At 38.2% G+C, this 24883-nt stretch carries 23 protein-coding genes; 13 read left to right on the top strand and 10 right to left on the bottom strand.

Going from position 1 to position 24883, the window contains the following annotated elements:
* Window positions 1–20: 20 nt before the first annotated feature.
* Window positions 21–2285 carry a TonB-dependent siderophore receptor gene (locus NQ782_RS13210; protein WP_086231089.1) on the top strand — a complete coding sequence of 755 codons (2265 nt, stop codon included), beginning with the start codon at window positions 21–23 and terminating at the stop codon, window positions 2283–2285.
* A 22-nt stretch (window positions 2286–2307) separates the two neighbouring features.
* Here NQ782_RS13210 and NQ782_RS13205 read toward each other — a convergent pair whose 3' ends face one another.
* Together NQ782_RS13205 and NQ782_RS13200 are read right to left on the bottom strand one after the other, a co-directional pair.
* Entirely contained in the window at window positions 2308–3315 is a 1008-nt protein-coding gene (locus NQ782_RS13205) for a hypothetical protein (RefSeq protein WP_057093556.1), read from the bottom strand.
* A 26-nt stretch (window positions 3316–3341) separates the two neighbouring features.
* Window positions 3342–4367: an alpha/beta fold hydrolase gene (locus NQ782_RS13200; RefSeq protein WP_000197540.1), complete on the bottom strand. Its 1026-nt coding sequence runs from the start codon at window positions 4365–4367 to the stop codon at window positions 3342–3344.
* Window positions 4368–4651: 284 nt separating this feature from the next.
* Here NQ782_RS13200 and NQ782_RS13195 point away from each other — a divergent pair, with 284 nt between their 5' ends.
* Entirely contained in the window at window positions 4652–5266 is a 615-nt protein-coding gene (locus NQ782_RS13195) for a carbonic anhydrase (RefSeq protein WP_001141695.1), read from the top strand.
* Window positions 5267–5298: 32 nt separating this feature from the next.
* On the opposite strand, the gene NQ782_RS13190 is transcribed toward NQ782_RS13195, so the two are convergent.
* On the bottom strand, window positions 5299–5922 hold the full coding sequence (locus tag NQ782_RS13190; RefSeq protein WP_031949745.1) for an arylesterase: 624 nt from the start codon (window positions 5920–5922) through the stop codon (window positions 5299–5301).
* Window positions 5923–5966: 44 nt separating this feature from the next.
* Here NQ782_RS13190 and NQ782_RS13185 point away from each other — a divergent pair, with 44 nt between their 5' ends.
* Entirely contained in the window at window positions 5967–6659 is a 693-nt protein-coding gene (locus tag NQ782_RS13185) for an ABC transporter ATP-binding protein (RefSeq protein WP_001136098.1), read from the top strand.
* A 3-nt stretch (window positions 6660–6662) separates the two neighbouring features.
* Window positions 6663–9122 (top strand): ABC transporter permease, encoded by a 2460-nt coding sequence (locus NQ782_RS13180; RefSeq protein ID WP_057093259.1) that lies wholly within the window; start codon window positions 6663–6665, stop codon window positions 9120–9122.
* Between the two features lies 1 nt (window position 9123).
* Here the strand turns inward: NQ782_RS13180 and NQ782_RS13175 are convergent, their stop codons facing one another.
* A complete protein-coding gene (locus NQ782_RS13175) occupies window positions 9124–9933 on the bottom strand; it encodes a rhomboid family intramembrane serine protease (protein ID WP_043041337.1) in 810 nt (269 codons plus the stop codon).
* Window positions 9934–10009: 76 nt separating this feature from the next.
* Between NQ782_RS13175 and mtgA the strand changes: the two genes are divergently transcribed.
* Complete coding sequence (gene mtgA / locus NQ782_RS13170; protein ID WP_000642933.1) at window positions 10010–10687, top strand: monofunctional biosynthetic peptidoglycan transglycosylase; 678 nt, start codon at window positions 10010–10012, stop codon at window positions 10685–10687.
* A gap of 104 nt (window positions 10688–10791) precedes the next feature.
* A complete protein-coding gene (gene ppk1 / locus NQ782_RS13165) occupies window positions 10792–12870 on the top strand; it encodes a polyphosphate kinase 1 (protein ID WP_001090302.1) in 2079 nt (692 codons plus the stop codon).
* Window positions 12871–12922: 52 nt separating this feature from the next.
* Here the strand turns inward: ppk1 and NQ782_RS13160 are convergent, their stop codons facing one another.
* Window positions 12923–13051: a hypothetical protein gene (locus NQ782_RS13160; RefSeq protein WP_085920711.1), complete on the bottom strand. Its 129-nt coding sequence runs from the start codon at window positions 13049–13051 to the stop codon at window positions 12923–12925.
* Between the two features lie 57 nt (window positions 13052–13108).
* Between NQ782_RS13160 and NQ782_RS13155 the strand changes: the two genes are divergently transcribed.
* A complete protein-coding gene (locus tag NQ782_RS13155) occupies window positions 13109–13699 on the top strand; it encodes an SPOR domain-containing protein (RefSeq protein ID WP_057092929.1) in 591 nt (196 codons plus the stop codon).
* A 29-nt stretch (window positions 13700–13728) separates the two neighbouring features.
* Here the strand turns inward: NQ782_RS13155 and oxyR are convergent, their stop codons facing one another.
* The 4 genes from oxyR to rubA form a co-directional block, all read right to left on the bottom strand.
* Window positions 13729–14637, bottom strand: coding sequence for a LysR family transcriptional regulator OxyR (oxyR, locus tag NQ782_RS13150; protein ID WP_000729506.1), 909 nt, complete (start codon window positions 14635–14637; stop codon window positions 13729–13731).
* Window positions 14638–14643: 6 nt separating this feature from the next.
* Window positions 14644–15588, bottom strand: coding sequence for an esterase EstB (gene estB, locus NQ782_RS13145; RefSeq protein WP_001083352.1), 945 nt, complete (start codon window positions 15586–15588; stop codon window positions 14644–14646).
* 54 nt (window positions 15589–15642) lie between these two features.
* Window positions 15643–16824, bottom strand: a complete 1182-nt coding sequence (gene rubB / locus NQ782_RS13140; protein WP_000553407.1) for a rubredoxin reductase RubB — start codon at window positions 16822–16824, stop codon at window positions 15643–15645.
* Window positions 16825–16916: 92 nt separating this feature from the next.
* Window positions 16917–17081, bottom strand: a complete 165-nt coding sequence (gene rubA / locus NQ782_RS13135) for a rubredoxin RubA (RefSeq protein WP_000760495.1) — start codon at window positions 17079–17081, stop codon at window positions 16917–16919.
* Between the two features lie 443 nt (window positions 17082–17524).
* Between rubA and NQ782_RS13130 the strand changes: the two genes are divergently transcribed.
* Window positions 17525–17962: an SRPBCC domain-containing protein gene (locus NQ782_RS13130; RefSeq protein WP_000449051.1), complete on the top strand. Its 438-nt coding sequence runs from the start codon at window positions 17525–17527 to the stop codon at window positions 17960–17962.
* A gap of 69 nt (window positions 17963–18031) precedes the next feature.
* On the opposite strand, the gene NQ782_RS13125 is transcribed toward NQ782_RS13130, so the two are convergent.
* Window positions 18032–18520: a YqiA/YcfP family alpha/beta fold hydrolase gene (locus tag NQ782_RS13125; protein ID WP_000697203.1), complete on the bottom strand. Its 489-nt coding sequence runs from the start codon at window positions 18518–18520 to the stop codon at window positions 18032–18034.
* Window positions 18521–18776: 256 nt separating this feature from the next.
* Here NQ782_RS13125 and lysS point away from each other — a divergent pair, with 256 nt between their 5' ends.
* From lysS to cysN, 5 genes are all read left to right on the top strand, one after another.
* Complete coding sequence (gene lysS, locus NQ782_RS13120) at window positions 18777–20306, top strand: lysine--tRNA ligase (protein ID WP_002017216.1); 1530 nt, start codon at window positions 18777–18779, stop codon at window positions 20304–20306.
* 189 nt (window positions 20307–20495) lie between these two features.
* Window positions 20496–21938, top strand: coding sequence for a capsule assembly Wzi family protein (locus NQ782_RS13115; RefSeq protein WP_057094087.1), 1443 nt, complete (start codon window positions 20496–20498; stop codon window positions 21936–21938).
* Between the two features lie 258 nt (window positions 21939–22196).
* Complete coding sequence (locus NQ782_RS13110) at window positions 22197–22328, top strand: hypothetical protein (RefSeq protein WP_002011285.1); 132 nt, start codon at window positions 22197–22199, stop codon at window positions 22326–22328.
* Window positions 22321–23229 carry a sulfate adenylyltransferase subunit CysD gene (gene cysD, locus NQ782_RS13105; protein ID WP_000140408.1) on the top strand — a complete coding sequence of 303 codons (909 nt, stop codon included), beginning with the start codon at window positions 22321–22323 and terminating at the stop codon, window positions 23227–23229. The genes NQ782_RS13110 and cysD overlap by 8 nt, the downstream gene beginning before the upstream one ends.
* A 30-nt stretch (window positions 23230–23259) precedes the next feature.
* Window positions 23260–24873: a sulfate adenylyltransferase subunit CysN gene (cysN, locus tag NQ782_RS13100; RefSeq protein ID WP_032019051.1), complete on the top strand. Its 1614-nt coding sequence runs from the start codon at window positions 23260–23262 to the stop codon at window positions 24871–24873.
* Window positions 24874–24883 lie beyond the last annotated feature (10 nt).

The raw sequence follows: 24883 nt of genomic DNA, 5'->3' as shown, positions 1-24883 counted from the left end.
TCAATATATTGGGAATACTTATGTCGAAGCGTATTATCCAGTCAGTGCTTTCTGTTTCAGTACTGGCAAGTATGATGTCTATGGCTTTTGCTGCACAAAATGAGCAAGAACAAGCTGAACAAACATTAGAAAAGCCTGCTGAACCTGTGAAATTGGAAACAATTTTTGTAACAGCAGAAGAGCAAGTGAAGCAATCGCTCGGTGTATCGGTTATTACCAAAGAAGATTTAGAAAAACTACCAGTTCGTAATGATATTTCTGACTATGTACGTCGTATGCCAGGTGTCAACCTGACAGGCAATAGTGCTACTGGGCAGCGTGGTAATAATAGACAAATTGATATTCGCGGAATGGGCCCTGAAAACACGCTTATTTTAGTGGATGGTAAGCCAATTAACTCTCGTAATTCAGTCCGTTATGGCTGGAAAGGAGAGCGTGATACACGAGGCGACTCAAACTGGGTACCAGCAGAAGCCATCGAGTCGATTGAAGTTTTACGCGGACCAGCAGCTGCTCGATATGGTTCTGGTGCTGCGGGTGGTGTAGTTAACATCATTACTAAAAAAGTAACGAATGAAACTCATGGTTCAGTAGAGTTCTATACTTCACAGCCTGAAGACTCCAAAGAAGGTTCATCAAATCGTGTTGGTTTTAATGTAAGTGGGCCATTAATTAAAGACGTTTTGTCTTATCGTTTATATGGTAATTACAATAAAACGGAAGCTGACGATGTTGATATTAATAAATCTATCGGTAGTACAGCAGCTGGCCGTGAAGGTGTTAAAAATAAAGATATTTCAGGCCGTTTAGCGTGGCAGGCAACAGACCAACAAACTGTCTTGTTCGATGTTTCTTCTAGCAAACAAGGTAATATTTATTCTGGCGACTCTCAGTTAAATGCAAACGCAGAAGCAGATGCGATTCTTTCGCAGCTCATTGGTAAAGAAACCAATACCATGTATCGTGATAGCTATGCATTAACGCACGAAGGTGATTGGTCTTGGGGTAAGAGTAAGTTAGTTGCTCAATATGATAAGACCCATAACAAACGTCTACCTGAAGGCTTGGCGGGAAGTGTAGAAGGAAAAATTAATAAGCTTGATGATAAAGCCACTTCGCGTTTAGAAACTCTTCGCTTTAACGGCGAGGCTAATATTCCTTTTGAATACTATTTACCCCAAGTATTAACTGTAGGTACCGAATGGGTTGAAGACAGATTTAAAGATAATATCTCGACAACTCAAGGTAAAGACAGCAGTGGTTCAGGTTATGGCGATCAATTAGCGAAAGGTGATCGTAGTAAAATGGAGTCACGTATTGCTTCTGCATATATTGAAGATAACCTGAAAGTTACAGACAGCACAGATGTTGTATTAGGTTTACGTTTTGATGACCATAGTAAATCTGGCTCTAATTGGAGCCCAAGCTTAAATATTACTCAAAAACTCAATGATTATTTCACTTTAAAAGGTGGGGTAGCAAAAGCTTATAAAGCACCAAATATGTATCAAAATGCCGAAGGGTATTTATTAAGTACAAATGGCAATGGCTGTCCTGCTAATATTGAGTCGCGTTGTTTATTACAAGGTAATGGTGATTTAAAACCTGAAACATCGGTAAACAAAGAGCTCGGTATTCAGTTCCAAAAAGATATCGTGAATGCGAGCTTAACTTGGTTCCGTAATGATTATAAAGATAAGATTGTTGCGGGTACTCATGTTGTCGGAACAGTTGATGGCTCAAGTACAAATGCAAATACAGGAGCTGTGACCAATACGAAGTGGAATATTTTGCGTTGGGAAAATACGCCTAAAGCCTTAATTCAAGGTTTTGAAGGAAGTTTGGGGTTAGACTTCGGTGATATCCGCTGGACTAATAACTTTACCTACATGATGGACTCGAAAGACAAGCAAACTGGGAATCCATTATCTTTAGTTCCAATCTATACAATTAACTCAATTTTTGATTATGACATTACTGATCAATTGGATGTGAATTTTGTATTTACTCAATATGGTCGTCAAAAATCACGTCAATTTGCAGAGAATAGACTTGAATCCGGTATAGGTTCAGGAGGTACGAATTCTGCGCTTAAGCCAAGTACGGTAAAAAGCTATAGTACTGCTGGTATTAATGTTGGTTATAAGTTTTCAGACCAAATTAGTACGCGTGTTGGTGTGAGTAATCTGTTTGATAAACAAATTTTAAGAGACAGTAATTCTATTAGCCAAACTTATAATGAGCCAGGTCGAGCTTATTACGCATCTTTTAAATATTCTTTCTAATCAATAAAATAACAAAGGCGCTTTAAGCGTCTTTGTTATTTAAAATCTCTAATGCTTTTTCTGAATAATAAAACTTCTCTAAGTATACACGGGCACGACGTCTTAAATGTCCTGTTGTGACTAATTGTTGTAGTACGGGTACAAGCAATTCGGTGAGTTCATGCTTCACTAAATTTTCGTCTATATTAAGATCACGGAGCAACAAATCAAAATTACGTTCCTGATTACGTACATACCAAGTATAGATACCATCATGTACTTGCTGTTTTAGATAATCAGTTTGACGAATGTGGTCCCAGATTTCATGTCCTAGGCCAACGGTTTTTGTTAAATCTTGAACTTCTATATAGTTTTTTAAAACAGAAAGTGGCGAGGTTTTAACTTTATGCCAAACATTTGCCTGAAAATGGTAGAGTTTATCATTGTCAAAATGTTGGTTTAAAACACGCTCACTCATCTGGCTGAGTTTTAAAATATTCTTTTGCAAGTAATGGTTAATGGTATCGTCAAGATTAGAGTCGGTTACTGTTTCTAATACAGATTTGCCCATCTTCATAAAACGACCTACACCGGGCACGCGTTTTGACATAGATTCATCTAAATAATCATGCATTGTTTGCTGAATCAATTGAGTCAACAGTGCAGAAAAGGCAGGGTTATTCACAATTGTTTTAATGAGTTTTTTACGGTGCTCTTCTTTACTGGCAACGTATTGTGCAATTCGATCAATGGTTAAAACAGGAATAACATCTTCAACAGTTGCGGTGTCATTTGCAGGATGAATCAATGCAAAGCGGATATGCTCAGCAATCTGTTCAATAAGAAAATCCGAAGCGGGTGTGTCTAAAATCTGCTTTTGAATGAGCTGTTGAACCTGTTCAAACGTCCAAAGGTGTTGTAATTGTCGACTCCCCAACCAATGATAAAACTGCTCAAACTCTTGTTGGATTACCTGAGTCTGAGCAAATTGCTCATCTAAAAAATCTAGATGAGCTTCAATAAGTTTTTCAATCATGGGTTGGGTAGACATAAGGTCTCACAAGTTGGAAGTTTTATTTAAGGTGTTGTCGTTTTTGACGACTGGTTTGTTTCTACTTTCAGTAAAAACGGTACGTATTGTTGGATAACCAACTGTTCAGCTTCCAAAATTGGCATATGGCCTACGTTTTCTAAGATAACTGGAGGCTGGGCATTTTTTAAAAGCCGTTTTAGCTCGTTTGCTACTTCTACATTAATAATTTTATCCTGTTTACCCCATAAAATGAGTGTAGGGGCGTCAATCGTTTTAGTAAGTACGGCAAAAGAATCTGGGGTATAGACTTTATTGAGTGCGATCAATTGATCAACCAGTTTCTGGGTTTGAGGTGCTTGATTAATCATCAGTTTTTCTTGAGCTTGCAGGAACTCTTTCGGAATAAACGGAGGATTAAACATGGTTTGTTTTAATAAATAATTAAAATCACCTTTTTTAGAGACTAAAAGTTGTTTTAGATAGGTTGGATCTTTTAGATAAATTGTGTTGGCAGAACGGAAAATACCACCGCTATCGACTAAAAATAGACTTTTGGTTTCAAATGGATATTGTCCAGCATAGAGTAGGGCAATAGATCCGCCGAGTGAGTGCCCAGCAATATGAATTGGGCCTTTTAAATTGGCGGCTTCAACAAAGCGACGTAATTTTTCAGCTAAGTTGGGAACCGAATAATCAAAGTCTTGCGAAACGATAGTTTCGCCACTGCCCGGTAAGTCAGGAATAATAACGTGATAATTTGTCGTGAGATAATGGGCAACTCGGTTCCAGTTATCTCGACTGCCCGCTAGGCCATGAATGAGTAGTAAAGTTGGCTTTGTGCTAGAGCCACCTTCACTATATGACCAAGTGATATCGCCCACCTTTAGGCTTTTGCTTTGCAGTCCTGCCCAGTTACGTTCCTGCTGTAATATTGTTTGAAAGCTGACATCAATATTATCGGCTGCCTGCGCTTGAGAAATGCTCATGACTGACAATAAGCTACAAGCCAAAGTCAGTGCAGTAGCAGTTTTTTTCATAGAGGCTTTAATTGATGCGGACAGCCTTGTCATAGATTTCATCCTTGATGCTTAAGCGAGTTTGAAAAATTATTGAAAAACTTTGCCAATGAGTCATTTGCCAAACGTTTGGAATCAAGAAAATTATAGTCAATCTATAAACTAAAGTATGTCTATTTTTTCACTAAACAGTAGGTAATTGTGCGGTGATCTTCCTTATAAAACTAATTAAAGTTTTAAAAAATTTTCCTGAAAAAGGATTTATTTTTTGTCAGTGACATTCAAATTTTGACACATTAAAATGATTTCTAACCTTGAAAAAACAATGGAAATATAAAATGCCTACTGCGCAAGAAGTTTTAGATCGTTTGAAAGCAGGTAATCAACGATTTGTAAATGGAAATACTTCCCTTGCAAAAACCTTATCACATCATGAACGCGCTGAAATGGCAAAGGATCAAAATCCATTTGCAATTGTATTAGGCTGTTCAGATTCTCGTGTACCAGCAGAAATGGTATTCGATCAAGGTCTTGGTGACTTATTCGTAATCCGTGTTGCTGGTAATGTTGTTGCACCTTCACAAGTCGGTAGTGTTGAGTTCGCGGCAGAACGTTATGACTGTCCGGTTGTAGTTGTATTAGGACACAGTCATTGCGGCGCGATTCAAGCGACAATTGATACGTTGATGAACCCTGAGCACCCGCCATCTTCTAACTTAATGTCGATTGTGAACCGTGTTCGTCCATCAGTTGAGATTTTAATGCAGACTGATTTAAAAAATGACTTGAAAAAACTCTCATGTCATGCGGTGCGTTCAAACGTATTTGCTTCGGTAAACCAATTACGTCATGGTTCGGCTGTATTAGAGAATCTGATTGCAAAAGGTGAACTGATTGTCGTTGGTGCTGAATATTCGCTAGAAACTGGTGAAGTTACTTTCTTTGACTTCTGATCATAATAAAAATATTTAAAACTAAAAGGTGCCTATAGGGCACCTTTTATGTATGGGTAAGCTAAATTCAGTAATTTTGATTGTGCTTGGGCATTTGGATGAATCAAGTCATTTTGCATTAGTTGCTTTTGCCCAGCGACGCCATCAAGAAAAAAGGGTAGCAATTTCACCTGATATTTTTGACTTACAGTTTTGTAGTTATTTTCGAATGCTTTGCTATAAGCCGTACCATAATTGGGCGGAATCTTCATACCAAAAAGAATAACCTTGGCTTTTTGCTTCTGGCTTAATTGAATGAGCTGAGACAGGTTCTGTTGAATCATTTGTGGTGGTTGACCACGTAAGCCATCATTCCCGCCTAATTCAATAACAATTACCTCGGGTTTATAAGTTTGTAAAAGTTTTGGTAATCGTGCCAAAGCGCCACTAGTGGTTTCCCCACTCACACTTGCATTGACCACTTTATGTTGTTTGGGATACTGTTGGTCTAAACGTTTTTGTAGTAATTGTACCCAACCTTGTTTAGGGTCTATTCCATAACCGGCACTGATACTATCTCCTAAAATTAAAATAGTTTTTGCCGAGACGAACATGGGCAACATGCTCAATGAGATGAGCAAGAGACTTTTAGAACCAAACAAATAAGATTTATACATTTGTGTTTCGACCCGAATACTCAATATATAGGACTGTTCACATCATGCCACAACCTATCATTGCTGCCCATCAAGTTACACAAACTATTCAGATTAACCAAAATCAGTTTACGATTTTAAAAAATATTGATTTAGAGATTTATGAAGGGGAGCAGATAGCAATTACAGGACGTTCTGGTTCAGGAAAATCGACTTTACTGGGTATTTTAGCGACTTTAGACCAACCCTCTGAAGGTGAGGTTTGGTTATGTGGTCAGGCGGTTCATGAGTTAACAGAAGAGCAACGTGCCCAAATTCGAATGCAGTATATTGGCTTTGTCTTTCAGTCTTTTCAGCTTTTGCCACAGTTAAGTGCACTTGAAAATGTGATGTTACCGCTTCGGTTACGTAAAGATTTTGATTATAAAACAGCTGAGAAAAAAGCTTTAGATTGGTTGCATCGGGTAGGCTTAAGCCGTCAAGCTGAACAAACGCCTAAAGTTTTATCTGGTGGAGAGCAACAACGTGTGGCAATTGCTCGGGCTCTCATTGCCGAGCCACAAATTATTTTTGCCGATGAACCGACCGGAAACCTTGATGGTCAAACCGCCCAAGAAATTGAAACTCTTCTTTTTGATTTAAATCGAGAGCTTGGTACCACCCTTATTTTGGTCACACATGATCGTAATTTGGCAGCACTTTGCCAACGACATGTGGAGTTAGATGATGGCCGACTAAAGACGGTACAGGGTGGTTAAACTATGCGTAATCTTCTCAAACCACTTTTGTTACAAAGCTTTCGTACCGGAGGCTTATATTTACTTATTATTGCGCTCTCACTTGCGATCAGTGCAACCACCGCTCTTAAGTTTAGCAATGACCAAGTTAAAAATGCGGTAAGTCTACAAGCAGCGCAAATGTTAGCAGCAGATTTGGTTCTGTCGAATAATGAACCTATAGACGCAAAATGGCAAAAAAGGGCAGATCAGCTTGGCTTAAAGCAGACTAATGTGACCATGTTTAGTTCAATGGCACATACTCAAGATCAGTTTGTCATGGTCAATGTAAAAGCAATAGAACCTGCATTCCCATTAAGAGGAAAGCTTGAGATTGAACCTATAGCGCGTGGTATCCAACCAGATGAAGTATGGTTGAGTCAAAGGGCAGCCGATTTACTTAAAGTTAAACTAGGCGATATAGTATCTATTGCAGATGCGGCATTTCGCTTTAGTGGCGTGATTGTGCGAGATTCAAATCAAGAACTTGGTTTTTCTGGTTTTTCGCCTACTGTCATTATTCATCAAGCAGATATTGCTAAAACTCATGCAATTCAAACTGGTAGTAGAATCGATTATCGACTGTTAATGTCTGGTCAGCCTGAACAGGTTCAGTCATTTTCAAGGCAATTTAAGCAACAGCATCAACCTGCAAATGAACAGGAAGAAACCATAGGGTTACGTTTACGCGATGCCAGTGAATCAAATAGCAGATTATTACGCCCGTTAGAAAACCTAGATACCTTTTTGCAATTAGCCAATATTTTAACAATTTTATTGTGTGGTATCGCCATTGCTTTAACGAGTCAAAGATATGTTCAGCAAAACCAAGATCACATTGCTTTAATACGTTGTTTAGGTGCGAGTAAGTTTCAAATTTTATGGGCCTATATCGGGTTACTTTGTGTAGTCAGTGCAATTTCGATTGTGATCGGTAGTCTCTTAGGAATAATGATGGGCTATGGCTTGCTTGAGCTCATGCTACAACTGATTCCACAACTAGAGTTAAGTTTCTCTGTGGTTGGTTTTTTACTTGGTCCCTTACCAATTGCCATTTTTACCAGTGTAATTGTGCTACTTGGATTCATTTTGCCAAGCATTTGGGAGTTGTTAAATACTCCTCCCATCCGTGTTATTCGGGAACAGGCAAAATCCCGAAAATCATTATTCTTTATGTTCTTTGCGGGTATTACCAGTCTTGTTATTTTTAGCTTAGTTTTAAGTGAAAATTTAATGCTCAGTATTTGGGTACTAACAGCGATTATTCTGCTTTGCATTTTACTTTACACCGTTGTCTGGCTATTGCTTCGTGCTTTAAAAAAGATGAAAACCCGTTTGTCTTTTTATATTCGTTCAGCATCGCAAAGTGCCTTACAAATTACAGCACTGGCTTTGGGTTTAAGCCTCATTACCGTGTTAAGTGTATTAAGAACAGATTTATTAGAGCGTTGGCAACAGCAATTACCAGAGGGAACACCAAACCAGTTTGTTTATGGCCTACCACCATTTGATTTAAAAGCTTTTGAGCAACAGTTGAAACAAAATGGTTGGCAAAGCACACCGTTATATCCAAACATTCGTGGGCGATTAGTTGCCAAAAATGATGTCCCTTTTTCAGAAGAAGCTATAAAGCAAAATAATTCTTTACGTCGTGAATTAAATCTAACTCAGTCAAGTGCTTTACCAAATGATAATGTCATTACAAAAGGTCAAGCTAATTTTAATGCTGTTGGCCAAGTTTCAGTTGAGAGTAAAACAGCAGAAAGTTTAGGAATCCAGATTGGTGACAGGCTTACTTTTAGTCTGCCAGAAGGTACCTTGCAAGCTAAAGTTATAAATTTTCGGAGCGTTGAGTGGGAAAGCTTTAGTCCTAATTTTTTCTTTATTTTTTCGCCTAAAACTTTAGATGAAAATGCTGGTAGTTACTTGGGTAGTTTTTATGTGCCTAAGCAAGATCAACCTAAAATGATCCATATGATTCAGCAATTCTCCAATACGGTTTTTATTGATGTTGATCGAATTTTAGACGAAGTAAAGCGCTTAATGAATGTTCTAGTCAAAATCGTGACTGTGCTTGCAGCGTTAGTTGGCCTTTCTGGAATACTCGTTTTAATTGCTTGTTTAAATCTATTAATGGATGAACGCCGTCGAGAAGTGGCTTTGTTGCGTTCATTTGGTCTCTCTAAAAATAAAATGAAGCAGATGCTCAGCCTGGAAATTGGTTTTTTAGGGTTGTTAGCAGGCATTGTTGCCTGCTGTTTTGCCGAGGTAATTAGCGCAATTGCAAGTTATAAAATGAATATGGCTTTACAGTGGCATATTGAAATATGGTTAATTTTACCGCTTGCCATGATGTTACTTTGTGCTCTTATTGGTCGATATAGACTCGGTTATCTTTGTAATTTACCACCACTACAAAGTTTAAGAGAGTTGAACCAGATTTAAGTTAGGGCAGTATTTCTGGATTCTGAATTAAAACCTCATGCCAAAGTGGAAGTAATGGTGAGTTAAGCTGATTACAGTAAACATAGAAGCCGACAGTCATGAAAAGTCCTCCCACTAACCCTAAGAATTTTAGGAGGCTTTTAAATTGAGTGCGGTAGCTTAAATACCAAATGAATGCGAGTAAGGCACCCATAATCATACCGCCGACATGTGCAGCATTATTAATACCTGTTGCGACAAAACCGAAAATAAGGTTAATGGCCATAATCATTAATAATGCTTTTTTATCAAGTATGTAGGCTTGATGTGGCAAGGGTGGAAATAAAGAAAGAACGGTTAACGCAGCACCTAATCCCATCACAGCGCCCGAAGCACCAGCACTGACATGGGGAAGTAAGCTCTGATCAAAATGTTGTAATAATTCATGCCCATTTTGAATATTAATATAACTACTCAAAAGGCTACCAAACAAGCCTGCAAGTAAATACAGACCAATAAAGTATAAACGTCCAAATAAAGCTTCAGCCACATTACCAAAAATATATAAAGCCCACATGTTGAGCATAAGGTGAATAATACCAAAGTGAAAAAACATGCTGGTAAATAGACGTTCTGGCTGCCCGGAAAAAGTAAGTGGTGTAAAATCTGCACCCCAGTGAAGTGCATCTTTTATAGCTGGGTCACTAATGTCCACTCCAGATATAATTTGCCAGATGAACAAACCTACATTAATCGAGATCAGTAGGGCGGTCAGCCACCAAGCTTGTACATTGAGTTTACGATTAATGTGCGGAGGCTGATATTGAGTCATGCTATGCTTTTGTTATATATGAACATGCTTTACAGCTTAACATGAAAAAAGTTGAATACAGGAGATCAGGACGAACATGAAAGCCTTTATTGTTCGCGTGTTGTTAATTTTTATTGGGGCAATTCTCCTTATTCAGCTTTGGATCTTCTCAAGTTTGGTTTGGTGGCGTACGCATGAAGTTGATACCACCATGTTTATGCGAATTGATTATTGGTCAGATCCATCTGAGCCGATCATCCATGAATGGCTTGACTATGATGATATTAGTGACAATTTCAAACATGCAATTTTAGCAGGGGAGGACGCAAAATTTATTCATCATCATGGTTTTGACTGGGATGGTATTCGTTTTGCGCTAGAGCGTAACAATGAGCAAGGAGAGGTCGTTGCTGGTGGTTCTACCGTATCTCAACAACTTGCAAAGAACTTGTTCTTATATAATAAGCGTTCATTTATTCGTAAAGGCCAAGAAACTGTAGCGACATGGATGATGGAGCGCATGTGGTCGAAACGTCGAATTCTTGAGGTGTATATGAACTCTGTTGAATTTGGCAAAAATTTGTATGGCGTTGAAGCAGCGGCCCAATATTATTACGGCAAAAGTGCCAAAAGCTTAACGCGCGAACAAGCTGCTTTTTTAGCCGCGTTATTGCCTGATCCGAAATATTATCAAGATCATCGCAATGATCGTAAACTACAATATAGAAAACGCGTTATTTTACGTTATATGAATAGCACCCAGATTCCTGAATAACACTGTCTTAAAGATGTGTTATTTTTTTAGTTTTTATCAAATTGACATAATTTTGCAGCATACTATTTTGCAGAGATTTTGGTTGGAAAGAGATTAGGTTAGACATGAATACAGCGATTACAGCAACGACCCCAACAGAATATAGTTATAATGACCGTTATATTAATCGTGAATTGTCTATTCTTGACTTTCATTTGCGCGTATTGGAACAGGCCGTCGACCCTTTACATCCATTACTGGAACGAATGAATTTCTTACTCATTTTTTCGCGTAATTTAGATGAGTTTTTTGAAATTCGTGTAGCAGGTGTTATGGAGCAATTCGCTCTAGGCAATGAAAGTCGAAGCCCGGACGGTTTAACGCCAAGACAAGTCTTACAAAAAATCTCTGAAACTGCTCATGCTGCAATTGAGCGCCAATATCGTATTTTAAACGAAGAAATTTTACCTAAGTTACGTGAAGAAGATATCTGCTTTTTACGTCGTGGTGAATTAACACCAGCTCAATCAGCTTGGGTAAAAAAATATTTTCAGGAACAGGTTGCGCCTGTTTTAACTCCAATCAGTTTAGATCCAGCCCATCCATTCCCGCGTTTAGTCAATAAAAGCCTTAACTTTATTGTGACTTTAGAAGGTAAAGATGCGTTCGGGCGACAAATTGATTTGGCTGTTGTACCAGCCCCACGTTCATTGCCACGTGTTGTACGATTACCAGATGAGTTAACGGGTGGTAAAGAACATCATGTCATGTTGTCTGCAATTATTCATGAACATGTTTCAGACTTGTTCCCGGGCATGACTGCAACTGGTTGCTATCAATTCCGTGTAACTCGTAATGCCGATTTGGCACTTAATGAAGACGTTGAAGATTTGGCAAAAGCGTTAAAAGGTGAGTTAAGTTCACGCCGATTTGGTCGTGCAGTACGTTTAGAAGTAACCCAAAATTGTCCGCAGCATATTTATGAATATCTACTTGAAGAGTTCGACTTAAACGAAGAACAATTATATAAAGTTGATGGCCCTGTAAACTTGGCTCGTCTGGTTTCGAACTTTAAACGTCCTCATTTGCGTTACGACTCACACACGCCAGTCGTACCAAAAGTGTTTAAAAAGACCGAGAGTATTTTCTCGGCTATGCAAAAGCAGGATATTTTACTTCATCACCCATTTGAGTCTTTTGCACCTGTTATTCAATTACTCCGTGAAGCAGCACGTGACCCGCAAGTACTCGCAATTAAACAGACACTTTATCGTAGTGGTGCAGACTCGGAAATTGTTCAAGTTTTAGCAGAAGCTGCGCGTAATGGTAAAGAAGTGACAGCGGTAATTGAGTTACGTGCCCGTTTCGATGAAGAGTCGAATATCGAAGTGGCTAATGTTTTACAAGAAGCAGGGGCAGTCGTTGTTTACGGTATTGTGGGTTATAAAACCCATGCCAAAATGATTATGGTGGTACGCCGTGAAAACAACAAACTGGTGCGTTATGTTCATTTAGGAACGGGTAACTACCATGCTATGAATGCTCGCATTTATACCGATTACGGCCTAATGACCACCGATAAAGACTTGTGTGAAGACGTACACCGTATTTTCCAAGAGCTCACGGGTATGGGTAAAATGGCAAAACTGAAAAAGTTACTCCATGCACCTTTTACTCTGCATGCTCAGCTCATCAACTTTATTGATGAAGAAATTGCCAATGCAAAGGCTGGTCGTAAAGCCCAAATTATTGTCAAGGTAAATGCTTTAACTGAAGTTCAGCTTATTAATAAATTGTATGAAGCTTCTCAAGCAGGGGTGCAGGTAGATCTCATTATTCGTTCGATTTGCTGTTTACGTCCGGGATTACCAAATTTATCGGAAAATATTCGGGTACGTTCAATTGTAGGTCGTTTCCTTGAACATACTCGAGTTTATTACTTTAGTAATAATGGCGATGCTCGTATTTACTGTTCAAGTGCGGACTGGATGGATCGTAACTTATTTAATCGTGTTGAAGCATGCTTCCCAATTGAAGATCCTGCTTTGAAAAAACGTATTTATCAGCAAGGACTCCTTAATTATTTACAAGATAATCAGCAAGCTTGGTTGTTACAGGGCGATGGTACATGGGTACGTGCCCAGCCAGCCGAAGGCGAAAAATTGCATAATGCTCAAAGAGAATTATTAGAAACTTTTAAATAAAAAATTATTTTTAAAAAGCCGACATCATGTCGGCTTTTTAATTTACTGAATTTCATAATAATTTAATTAATTTTTCTAAATGGTTGTAGGATAAACGGCAATAATTTGAATTAATGCAATATGTTTGAAAAATATGTGATTCTTTACATAAAACATTGAATTTTAAAAATATACAAATCACAAGAAATCTACTTTAATACGCCGCATTAAATATACTTAACTTTGGTAAGTGAATAATATGCAAGGCTTTATTAAAAGTTTATTTATTAGAATATTTTTGGGGTTAATGCCAGTGACTACTTATGCGGATCAGAAGTGCTATGGAGATATTATTGTATTTCAGAAATTTGATGATCAAATGATATATCCTTATTTTATACATCCTTCTAGAGAGAAAAATAAGAAGAATGAAACACAAAATAAGACAATCGTGATTCAGAAAAGAAAACTTACTCAAGAGGAATTGTTAGCACAAAAGAAAATTGACGATAATCAGTTAAAAAAAATTGAAGAAAAGAAAAATATTGAGAAGAAAAAGCAACTTGATGCAGCGGTCGCGAAAGAAATTTTAGAAAACGGTGAAAAAAAATGGATGGTGCAAGTTGCTTTGGCACCTAATCAAAATAAAGCGAATATGATTCAGTCCCAATTACAGGCTAAAGGGTATAAAGTTGTTACCAGCCCAACCACAAAAGGAATACGAGTCATGGTCGATCCTGCCAATGACTACGCAATTGCACAAATTATTCGAGAAAAAATAATTGCAGATGATAGCTTGGACTTGAGATCGGCTTGGGTATTTAAATGGGCTTCTCTAACAGCACAGTAAAATAAAAAGGAGTCCGAAGACTCCTTTTTTTATTCATGTAAGTTTGTGGTAATTTTCTGCATGATTTGCAGAAGAACATCAAACTCACTTTGCAACGGCGTACTTTTACGAGTAACAAGTGCTAAAGTACGGCTAGGTGCGTCTTCAATTGGTTTTGCAGTAATCTGATCATTAAATTTGATCATACTATTTTCAATTGCGATTTCTGGTAAAAGAGTAAAGCCTAAATCGGAAGAAACCATCTCAACCAATGTTGGTAGAGAACTTGCTTTTAAGCGGTTATCGTTTTTACGTTCACCAATTGGACAGGCACTTAATACGTGATCACGTAAACAGTGGCCTTCTTCAAGCAAAATAAGACGTGATAAATCGAGATCATCAAGAGAATTTGCTTGAAGTGCATTTGTATCTTGCTTACTACAAACAAGATATAAATTTTCTTTTGAAATTTCAGCTACTTTTAAACTTCTTGTGTCAAAAGGTAGAGCAAGGACAATCATGTCCAAATTACCATGTTCTAGGCGCTCTACAATCTTCTCACTTTGAGCTTCATGTAAATGCAACTGAATCTTCGGTAATTGTTGATGCACTTCATCAAGTAACCGTGTCAGGATAAAAGGTGCAATTGTTGGAATAACACCCAAATGAAGATCACCTGTTAATGGTTCACTCATTTCACGGCTTAAACGCATTAAATCCTGAGCATCTGCTAGCAATACACGGGCTCGAGCAACAACTTGCTCACCTAATGGCGTTAAACGCACATTCTGACGGTCACGCTCAACCAGAACGCCACCTAGTAACCTTTCTAGCTCCATAATGCCGCCCGATAAAGTCGATTGGGTAACAAAAGAGCGACGTGCTGCTTCAGTAAAATGCAAAGTTTCCGACAACGTAACTAAATATGATAGCTGTCTTAGTGAGGGTAATGCAGCCATAGTGTCCTAGTATGATGATTTAAAATGATGCGCAAATAAACCGCTAAGCTGTGGAATAAAATGGGCAGGGATATCATGCCCCATTCCATCAATTAATTCAAACTTAGCACCGGAAATTGCTTTTGCTACGGCCTTACCGTGACTCGGTGGAAGTAAGCGGTCACGAGAGCCATGCAAGACTAAAGTGGGTTGCTTAATTTCACGGTCCAGTTGCAGTAAGGAACCTGTACATAATATTGCTAAAAACTGTTGAAGTACACCAGCAGGATAGTAGCTACGTTGATAAAGTTTTCTTGCAGTTTGAACGGCTTCAATATGGTTAATATAACCAGGAGAACCAATCAATTGGAATAATTTTAAACTGTGATTCACAATTCCTTCTTCATCACGTGATTCTGGCTTGCCAATCAAGCTTAAAAGTTGCTTAGGGAACGGCGGCGGTAAAAACGGTTGATTATTACTGGTAAACATCAAACCTAATTTTTCTACTTTTTCCGGATATTTTGCAGCGAGAATCTGGGCAATCATGCCACCCATTGAGGCACCAATCACATGTGCTCTGCTTACTCCTAAACGGTCGAGAAGCATAGAAACGTCATCTGCCATATCATAGAGCGTATAAGGTGCACCCTGATTTCTTAGCCCTAAAGCAAAACGTCCCATCAATTTCATGGTATTTAAACGTTTACCTTGATGGCGGACTTTTGAAGAAAGGCCAATATCCCGGTTATCAAAACGAATAACACGAAAACCTTGATCAATGAGTGATTTGCAGAAAAAGTCCGGCCAAAATAGCATTTGGGCACCTAAACCCATAATCAGCAAAATAGTCGGATGTTCTGGTTTTCCACCTACTTCTACATGTAGCTCGATACCATTGCCTAAATTGACTTTGGTTTCCTGCATAAATGGAGTGTACGGTGAAATACTAAATTGTAAGGCGCTATTCATGTTATTCATTCCTTGAGGGAATACTCAAGATCATGAGCATTCCCAATTTAAACCTTATGCTTGGGCAGGAATAAGATCTGGAACAAGCTTAGTTAAAGTTAAACGTTGCTTGCCTGCTGTTGCACCTAACAATACGAAACCACGCAATGTTCCTTCATTGTCAATTGCTTTGGCAAGCATACCATCGTCGAATTCTTCAGTTTCCCAATTTACATCCACATCAACCGGTGCCGGTAAAACTGTAAGCGGTGCAGCCGGAGTTTTTACCGCAACCGGCATAGCAGGGTAATGTACATTTGTTTGTTGACCACTTAATGTTTTTGCTAGAGCGCGGGCTTGTTGCATAATTGGCATTACATATGGAAGCAGGGTACCGTTAACTTCCGCACAGTCACCAATCGCATAAATATCTGCTTGATTGGTTTCAAGTAAACTATTGGTAATCACACCACGGCTGGTTTGAATATTTGCACTTTGAGCAAGAGAAATATTCGGTTGTAAGCCAATCGCTGAAAGCACAATATCAGCAACCAAAGTCTGACCATTTGCCAATGTAACCGCGTAATCTTCACCGTTATTGATTTTACTGACTTTTTCAACGGTTGTGCCTAAGGCAAATTTAACACCCGCTTCTTCAAGATTCTGCTGGAATGCTGAAGCAATGTGTGAAGGTAATAAACGGCCTAATGGTTGAGGCGCTAAATCAATTACTGTTACATCATATTCGCTATGAAGTAAGTCATTGGCAAATTCACAACCAATTAAACCTGCACCCAAAATCACAACACGTTTATCTTTGCGCTGAGCTAGATTTTCTCGGAAAGAACGATAGTCAATGAGTGAGTTCACTACATGGATGTCATCACTACCATCACCAGCAATAGCAAGGCGAATCGGGTTAGCACCGACAGCTAAAATTAATTTTGAATAGGGTTGCTGAGAAATAACGCCGTCTTTTTCTAGAACAAGTTCATGACGCTCAGCTAAAATTTCTTTCACCCAAGTAAAAGGTTCAATACGCATATTGAGTTGGGCACTCATTTTTGCAGCATCACCTAATGGAATCTGTTCTGGGGCTTTTTTTCCTGCAAAAGCGTTGGATAAGGTTGGTTTTGCATAGTTCACCGCATCATCCGCACAAATCATCACAAGTTCTTGCTCTGGGTTAAGCTTACGGAATTCACGTGCTAAGGTATAACCCGCCATGCCTGATCCGATAATGACGATTGGATGCATTTTTTTCTCCAGAATTAGAATTGTTAATTTAAAACGGTGATTGGTGATATATAAAAAAGACCATGTAAATCATGGCCTTTTAATTTAAGACATTAGATTTCGATCATTTCGAAGTCAGCTTTTGAAACGCCACAATCAGGGCAAGTCCAGTCATCAGGGATATCTTCCCATTTTGTTCCAGCTGCAATGCCGTCTTGTGGCCAACCTTCTGCTTCATCGTAAATCCATCCACAAACGATACATTGATATTTTTTCATGAGACTCTCCGCACTGATAAGTTTGCTCAAAGCTGCCTTTCAGTAAAACTATTCCATCTATTAATAATGTAACTACGATCCGCTCAATAATAACTAATGTCGCTTTGATCGGATATCAAATTTTTACGCAGTTCTACATTTAAAGTAAAGCATATAAGGGAGTTTAATCATTCATAAGCAAAGATGAATGGCATATCGAGACAAATAAATGGTTATTTAGGCAAAAATTCAACATAAACACATAATAAATCATATGTTTTTAAGAGTTTATTCATGCAAGGAGACGGTGAGTGATATGAAGGGTTACAAAAAGAGCAAAGCATTTATATAAATAAAGTTCTTAAAAAAGTAATCTGGTTAATAAATGGACAAATAAATTAATGCTTATATAAAACAGAAAAGTTTATTGAACATTTAATTAACGGAGAAAAAGGAATTCGAATATGGAAACTCTAATATATGAAGTAGAAATTAATGCCCCTATAGAAAAAGTATGGGACGTACTCTGGAATAGTGAGACCTATAATGCATGGACGAAATTCTTTGCTCCAGATTCTTCAATGCGCACAGATTGGAAAGTCGGTGGTAAAACATATTTTCTAGACGGAGAAGGAAATGGAATGGTTTCGACCATTGAAGAAATGAAAAAGCCTGAAGTACTAATTTTTAAACATTTAGGAATGATTAAAGACGGGAAAGAAGACTTAGAAAGTGAAGAGGTGAAAGGCTGGAGTGGTTCGCTAGAAAAATATTTTTTAAGTCAAAATGGGGGTACTACAACGGTAAAAGTAGAATTAGCCACCTTACCTGAGTACATCGGTATGTTAAAAAGTGGCTTCGTTCAAGGCTTTGAAGCTGTAAAACAAATGGCTGAAAAATAAGTTTCTGTAATTCGATTTGTTATATTTTTACATAATAAGTTTTTTGAAAATTATGTGTCATACGTAAATTCAAGCAAAATATTTTTTATGAATTTTGGTAATGAGATCATTAAGACGAGAAGGATAAGCAAGACGATGATGGCCTCCGTCATAAGTTTCTATTGTCATATATGGTGACAGCTTTTCCTGTACTTGATACATATCAAGTTGCTCGTCTCCTAACTCTAGATAAGCCATTTTAGGGTTAGAGTGGTCAAGATCTTCGTCACAAAGGTGAGGGTAATCATTACGAAAATTAGGTGTAAGGCTTGGGTTGGCAACAATAACAGCTAATTTATGTTGAGCTGCAGTTTTCAAAGCCCAATAACCGCCGAGGCTATGACCGACTAACAAATCAGGTTTAATTGTTTCAATCGCTTGATGATAAAAGTCTTTAACTGAGGCATAACTTAGGTTGCGATAATCAACATCAATACAAAATTTTTCAGGATGTAAAATGGCATGAAATTTTGTTGATTCACGAGAAGAATCCAAGCCATGTAAAAATAGAATTTTCATTATTTACTACACAATCTCATAGATAAAATAAAAGGCAAATAGGGCCTTTTCAAATCGAGGTTATTTGGATTTTTTTATATTTTACTCAAACCTAAAAAAAATGAACTTAGCGATTGGTCTAAGTAATTTTTATCATTCAATGTCCACTCAGATTGATGGCTTGGACTTTTTTCGTTTTTGTTTGATTGAAATCGTTCGAAAAACCTCAGCAATCTGTTAAGCTATGCCACTTCATTTTTACTTAACCGAGGCAGAGATGACGCAACAAAACGCTCAATCGACTTCTGAACCAACTATTTCCGAAAACGATTTAATTGCACAGCGTCATGCCAAATTAAAGCAAATCCAAGATGTTGCAAAGGAAACTGGAAAGAGTCCTTGGCCAAATACATTCAAACGTGAACATTACGCTGCTGATTTACAAGAACAATTTAAAGATCAGTCTAAAGAACAAATCGAAAGCGCTGAACATGTTTATGTAAAAGTTGCTGGCCGTGTCATGTTAAACCGTGGTTCTTTCATGGTGATTCAAGACATGACTGGTCGTATCCAATTATATGTTGACCGTAAAGGTTTACCAAAAGATACGCTTGAAACTATTAAAGGTTTAGACCTTGGCGATATTATTGCTGCTGAAGGTTATATCGGTCGTTCTGGCAAAGGTGACTTATATGTACACCTTGAAGGTTTTGAACTTCTTACAAAATCGCTTCGTCCATTGCCGGATAAATTTCATGGTTTGAACGACACAGAAGTTAAATATCGTAAGCGTTATCTTGACTTAATTGTGAATGAAGAAACGCGTAAGACTTTTGAAATTCGTGCCAAAGTCGTTGCAGGTATTCGCGCATTTTTAACCAATGAACGTTTCATGGAAGTTGAAACGCCAATGATGCATGTGATTCCGGGTGGTGCGTCTGCACGTCCGTTTGAGACGCATCATAATGCTTTAGATATGCCATTATTCTTACGTATCGCACCAGAGCTTTATTTAAAACGTTTAGTTGTTGGTGGTTTTGAGCGTGTGTTTGAAATTAACCGTAACTTCCGTAATGAAGGGGTATCAACACGTCATAACCCTGAATTTACCATGATCGAGTTTTATCAGGCATATGCTGATTATAAAGACTTGATGGCTTTGACTGAAAACATGCTTGAAAAGCTAGCAATTGATATTTTAGGTACGACTGATGTGCCTTACCAAGGCGAAGTGTTTAGCTTTAAAGGGCCATTCAAGAAAATCTCTATGTTTGATGCGATTTTGGAGAATAATCCGCAGTTCACGCCTGAAAATGTAGGCGATCGTGAATTCCTTGCAAAATTTGTTCGTGAGGAATTAAAAGAAGAAGTTAAACCTGGTTTTGGTTTAGGTAAGCTTCAAACAATCGTATTTGAAGAAACGGTTGAGACTAAACTTCGTCAGCCTACTTTTATTACTGAGTACCCAGCAGAGACTTCTCCACTTGCTCGCCGTAATGATGATAATCCGCACATTACTGATCGTTTTGAGTTCTTTATTGGTGGCCGTGAATTGGCAAACGGCTTTAGTGAGTTAAATGATCCGATTGATCAAGCTGAACGTTTCCAAGCGCAAGTTGCTGAAAAAGATGCTGGTGATGATGAAGCAATGCATTACGATGCAGAGTTTGTTGAAGCACTTGAATATGGTTTACCTCCAACAGCGGGTGAAGGTATTGGTATTGACCGTTTGGTTATGCTTTTTGCAGATGCACCAAGTATTCGTGATGTGATTTTGTTCCCGCATATGCGTCGTAAAGAAGGTTAATTTAATCTTCAATACAGAAAAAGGCAGTTTATACTGCCTTTTTTATTAACTATTTATATATAAAAAATACTTAAGTTATAGAAAACTTAAAACACCGTTAAAAAATGTAATTGCACAGTTTAACAATTGCAAATTTGCGATAAAAAAATTAATGTGTTGCTCATAAATAACTTTGAGAATTGTGCTGACATGTTTTTAAGAAAAACACTTTCGATTGCATTATTAGCAACTGCTTCATCGGCTGTTTTTGCACAAGGTTTAGTGCTTAATAATGATGATTTACGTACCGACTTAAACTGGTTGAATCAACAAGGTGTTATTAACATCAGCACTTCTACTTGGCCATTAAGTGGTGATGAAATTCAAAGAGCTCTCTCTCAAGCTAAAGTGACTCATCCAGCACAGCAAAAAGTTATTAATTCAGTTCTCAATGCATTAAAGGCAGATAACGATACAGTTAAAGTGGGTGCTTTTGCTGAAACTGATATCAAAAATATTCCTCAAGCATTTGGTGATAACCAAAAATCGCAGTACCAAGGTTCATTAGAGTTTAATGCTGGTGGTGAAAATTGGGATGCAAGAATCCGTGTAAACGCAGAAAAAGACCCTCAAATTGATAGTGGGCATGACGTTAACGTTGAGGGTTCATATGTCGCTGGTAAACTCTGGAACCAGTGGCTTGTTGCAGGTCAAATTCCAACATGGTGGGGACCTGGACATGATGGTAGCTTAATCCGTGGCGATGCAAGTCGTCCTGTGTATGGCGTGACGGCACAAAGAGCTGTACAAAATGCTTTTGAGACAAAATGGTTATCTTGGATTGGACCTTGGCAATATCAAGCTTTTGCAGGCCAATTAGATGATTATAAAGCGGTTCCTCATGCGAAATTATTAGGCTTACGTTTAACTGCAAGACCTTTACCCTATTTAGAACTAGGTGCTTCTCGTACTTTACAATGGGGTGGTGAAGGACGTTCTGAAAGTTGGGATTCTTTGTGGAATGCAATTAAAGGGAATGACAATGTGTATGATTCTGATGAAGATCGTTCTAACCAAATTGCAGGTTTTGATGCTCGTTTAAATCTACAATCTCTTATAAATGCTCCTGTTGGTATTTATGGTCAATATGTTGGTGAAGATGAAGCTGGACTACTTCCTTCTAAAAAAATGTATTTAGCAGGAGTCGACTATTCTTCTAGCTATAATAATATGCCATATCAACTTTATGCAGAATGGGCTGATACCCGCACTAATAATGATGTGAAGGGTATTTCCTATAATCATTATGTTTATAAAGATGGTTATTACCAACATGGCTTCCCATTAGGACATGCGATGGGTGGCGATGGACAAATGTATTCTGTGGGTGGTGATATCCGCTTTGACGTGATGAACCGTTTAAGCGGTCGTGCTATGGTGGTTAAAGTTAACCAATCTAACTTGGCAATTAATAAAGCATTCCCTAAAGATGATGAAATTAAAGCGCTTGATCTAACTTGGACACATTACATCAAACCTGATCTTCCATTAAAAATTAATGGTTGGGTAAGTGATTCTGACTTAGAAGGTAATGATGCGGGTGCATCAATTGGAGTGGAAATTCCTCTAGAGCGTAAAATGTTTGGTTTCTAATTTTTAGTTAACCTTATAATAAGAAAGAGAGGCTACAGAGGCTTCTCTTTTTTTATGGTTTTTAAAGAAATCTAAAGACTAGAACATGATTTGCTTAAGTCGACTACACAAGCTAGGATTACAAAGTTGTATAAGTGAATCAGCATATTACATGTATATGATGAATTTGAATATCAATATGAAAAAACAAGCAAAAGGAATCGGTTTTAAATCACTATAATGCATAACTAATGCTATAAGCCATATAAAGGCTTGTGGTTGGACTATTTATCACGAAAAATTGGAGTTGTTATGGCACTCGTTCCTCCACATGGTCTTCTAAGTGGTGGTGTAATACCGCTTCTAGATTTTATGGGCAAAATGGATAGAGAAGGGCGTGTTCATGACTGAATCAAGACTTACACATCTCAAGCAACTTGAAGCTGAGAGTATTCATATTATCCGTGAAGTAGCCGCAGAATTTGAAAATCCAGTCATGCTTTACTCAATTGGTAAAGACTCGGCTGTGATGCTTCATCTTGCATTGAAGGCATTTTATCCTGCAAAACTTCCTTTCCCTTTATTACATGTAGATACAGGCTGGAAGTTTAAAGACATGATCGCGTTTCGCGATAACATGGCAAAAACACATGGTTTTGATTTAATTGTTCATCAGAATAAAGAAGGCCGTGAAGCAGGAATCAACCCATTTGATCATGGCAGTTCGAAATATACGGATATTATGAAAACCCAAGCTTTAAAACAGGCTTTGGATAAATATCAGTTCGATGCTGCTTTTGGTGGGGCGCGCCGTGACGAAGAAAAATCACGTGCGAAAGAGCGTGTGTATTCATTCCGTGATAGTAAACATCGTTGGGATCCTAAAAACCAACGTCCTGAACTTTGGAATCTTTACAACGGTAAAGTGAACAAAGGCGAAAGTATTCGTGTATTCCCGTTATCAAACTGGACAGAGTTGGATATCTGGCAATATATCTATTTAGAAAATATTCAAATTGTTCCTCTTTATTTCTCTGCTGTTCGTCCTGTGGTTGAGCGTAGTGGTACGCTAATCATGGTTGATGATGAACGTATGCGCTTAAAAGAGGGTGAAGTTCCACAAATGAAGTCTGTACGTTTCCGTACGCTTGGCTGTTATCCATTAACAGGTGCAGTTGAGTCTGAAGCTGATACATTGCCAGAAATTATTCAGGAAATGCTGTTGGCAACAAGTTCTGAGCGTCAAGGTCGTATGATTGACCATGATGAAGCAGGCTCAATGGAAAAGAAAAAGCAAGAAGGCTATTTCTAAGACAGTTTCTAAATTTGTGGAGTTTGAGCAATGTCTCATCAATCAGACTTAATCAGCCAAGACATTCTGGCGTATTTAAAACAACATGAACAAAAAGACCTTTTGCGCTTTTTGACTTGTGGTAACGTAGATGATGGTAAAAGTACCTTAATTGGTCGTTTACTTTATGATTCAAAATTGATTTATGAAGATCAATTGCAAGCTGTAACACGTGACAGTAAGAAAGTGGGCACAACAGGTGATGCACCAGACTTGGCATTACTTGTAGATGGTTTGCAGGCTGAGCGTGAGCAGGGTATTACCATTGATGTTGCTTATCGCTATTTTTCGACTGAAAAACGTAAGTTTATTATTGCTGATACACCGGGCCATGAACAATACACTCGTAACATGGCAACAGGTGCATCGACTGCTGATCTTGCAATCATCCTAATCGATGCGCGCTATGGTGTACAAACTCAAACTCGTCGTCATACGTTTATTGCGAGTTTGCTTGGAATTAAAAATATTGTTGTTGCCATTAATAAAATGGACTTGGTTGAATATTCATCTGAACGTTTTAATGAAATTCAGGTTGAATATGATGCGTTCGTGAGCCAATTGGGTGATCGCCGTCCAGCCAATATTTTATTTGTTCCAATTTCTGCTTTAAATGGCGATAACGTTGTAAATCCATCAGCTCATACTCCTTGGTACAAGGGGCAAACCTTAATGAGTATTCTTGAGTCTGTGGAAATCAACCGCGAGTCAAGTAAACATGAATTCCGTTTCCCTGTTCAATATGTAAACCGTCCAAATCTCGACTTCCGTGGCTTTGCGGGTACAGTTGCATTAGGTGAAATTAAAGTTGGTGACGAGATTGTGGCGTTGCCTTCTGGTAAGCGTTCTACAGTTAAGGAAATTGTTACTTTTGACGGTAACCTTGAGCAGGCAGTTGCGGGTCAAGCAGTCACCTTAACGTTAAATGATGAAATTGATATTAGTCGCGGTAATGTCTTAGTACGTGCAGGCGAGCAACCATTAATTTCAAGAAGTGTTCGTGCTTCAGTGGTATGGATGAATGAACACCCACTTGTAAAAGGTAAGTTGTACAATATTAAGATTGGTACACAAACTGTTCCAGCAAAAGTAACTAATATTAACTACCGTGTAAATGTGAATACGCTCGAACACACTCAAGTTGAAGAGCTTGAGTTAAATGCGATTGCAGATGTTGTGGTTGAGTTTGATGCTCCAGTCGTGTTTGACCGTTATCAAGATTCACGTTACACAGGTTCATTTATTTTTATTGACCGTTTAAGTAACGTAACTGTTGGCGCGGGCATGGTAGAAGCCGCGGTAGAGTGGACGGCTCATAGTAATCCTGTTACTGCTGAAGATCGTGCTGCTCGTTTAGGTCAAAAACCTGCTGTTATTGGTGTTTCTGCACAGTTAATTGAAAAAGCTCAAGCTTTAGAAAGTTTACTGATTCAGCAAGGTGTAGTTGCGATCGCGAAAACAAACTTAACAGCTGAGCAATTGGTTCTATTACGTGAGACGGGTGTTATTATTATCGCAACCGCTGTGGATGGTACAGATACCGAGATAACTGCTGAAACGGTAGAAGAAGCAGTAGAGAAAATTGTGGAATTAGTTCGTCTTTAATAGATTGAAA

The sequence above is a fragment of the Acinetobacter sp. BD54 genome (assembly GCF_044778325.1).
GTDB classification, from domain to species: Bacteria; Pseudomonadota; Gammaproteobacteria; order Pseudomonadales; family Moraxellaceae; genus Acinetobacter; species Acinetobacter baumannii.
This window is presented reverse-complemented; position numbering and strand designations above follow the sequence as displayed.

What these genes read in the sequence shown, in the direction of transcription:
- oxyR (WP_000729506.1), bottom strand. Translation starts at nt 14,637, where the DNA reads ATGGCTGCATTACCCTCACTAAGACAGCTATCATATTTAGTTACGTTG.
- NQ782_RS13210 (WP_086231089.1), top strand. Translation starts at nt 21, where the DNA reads ATGTCGAAGCGTATTATCCAGTCAGTGCTTTCTGTTTCAGTACTGGCA.
- ppk1 (WP_001090302.1), top strand. Translation starts at nt 10,792, where the DNA reads ATGAATACAGCGATTACAGCAACGACCCCAACAGAATATAGTTATAAT.
- NQ782_RS13205 (WP_057093556.1), bottom strand. Translation starts at nt 3,315, where the DNA reads ATGTCTACCCAACCCATGATTGAAAAACTTATTGAAGCTCATCTAGAT.
- mtgA (WP_000642933.1), top strand. Translation starts at nt 10,010, where the DNA reads ATGAAAGCCTTTATTGTTCGCGTGTTGTTAATTTTTATTGGGGCAATT.
- NQ782_RS13115 (WP_057094087.1), top strand. Translation starts at nt 20,496, where the DNA reads ATGTTTTTAAGAAAAACACTTTCGATTGCATTATTAGCAACTGCTTCA.
- NQ782_RS13190 (WP_031949745.1), bottom strand. Translation starts at nt 5,922, where the DNA reads ATGTATAAATCTTATTTGTTTGGTTCTAAAAGTCTCTTGCTCATCTCA.
- NQ782_RS13195 (WP_001141695.1), top strand. Translation starts at nt 4,652, where the DNA reads ATGCCTACTGCGCAAGAAGTTTTAGATCGTTTGAAAGCAGGTAATCAA.
- NQ782_RS13125 (WP_000697203.1), bottom strand. Translation starts at nt 18,520, where the DNA reads ATGAAAATTCTATTTTTACATGGCTTGGATTCTTCTCGTGAATCAACA.
- estB (WP_001083352.1), bottom strand. Translation starts at nt 15,588, where the DNA reads ATGAATAGCGCCTTACAATTTAGTATTTCACCGTACACTCCATTTATG.
- lysS (WP_002017216.1), top strand. Translation starts at nt 18,777, where the DNA reads ATGACGCAACAAAACGCTCAATCGACTTCTGAACCAACTATTTCCGAA.
- rubA (WP_000760495.1), bottom strand. Translation starts at nt 17,081, where the DNA reads ATGAAAAAATATCAATGTATCGTTTGTGGATGGATTTACGATGAAGCA.
- NQ782_RS13175 (WP_043041337.1), bottom strand. Translation starts at nt 9,933, where the DNA reads ATGACTCAATATCAGCCTCCGCACATTAATCGTAAACTCAATGTACAA.
- cysN (WP_032019051.1), top strand. Translation starts at nt 23,260, where the DNA reads ATGTCTCATCAATCAGACTTAATCAGCCAAGACATTCTGGCGTATTTA.
- NQ782_RS13155 (WP_057092929.1), top strand. Translation starts at nt 13,109, where the DNA reads ATGCAAGGCTTTATTAAAAGTTTATTTATTAGAATATTTTTGGGGTTA.
- cysD (WP_000140408.1), top strand. Translation starts at nt 22,321, where the DNA reads ATGACTGAATCAAGACTTACACATCTCAAGCAACTTGAAGCTGAGAGT.
- NQ782_RS13180 (WP_057093259.1), top strand. Translation starts at nt 6,663, where the DNA reads ATGCGTAATCTTCTCAAACCACTTTTGTTACAAAGCTTTCGTACCGGA.
- NQ782_RS13185 (WP_001136098.1), top strand. Translation starts at nt 5,967, where the DNA reads ATGCCACAACCTATCATTGCTGCCCATCAAGTTACACAAACTATTCAG.
- NQ782_RS13130 (WP_000449051.1), top strand. Translation starts at nt 17,525, where the DNA reads ATGGAAACTCTAATATATGAAGTAGAAATTAATGCCCCTATAGAAAAA.
- NQ782_RS13200 (WP_000197540.1), bottom strand. Translation starts at nt 4,367, where the DNA reads ATGACAAGGCTGTCCGCATCAATTAAAGCCTCTATGAAAAAAACTGCT.
- rubB (WP_000553407.1), bottom strand. Translation starts at nt 16,824, where the DNA reads ATGCATCCAATCGTCATTATCGGATCAGGCATGGCGGGTTATACCTTA.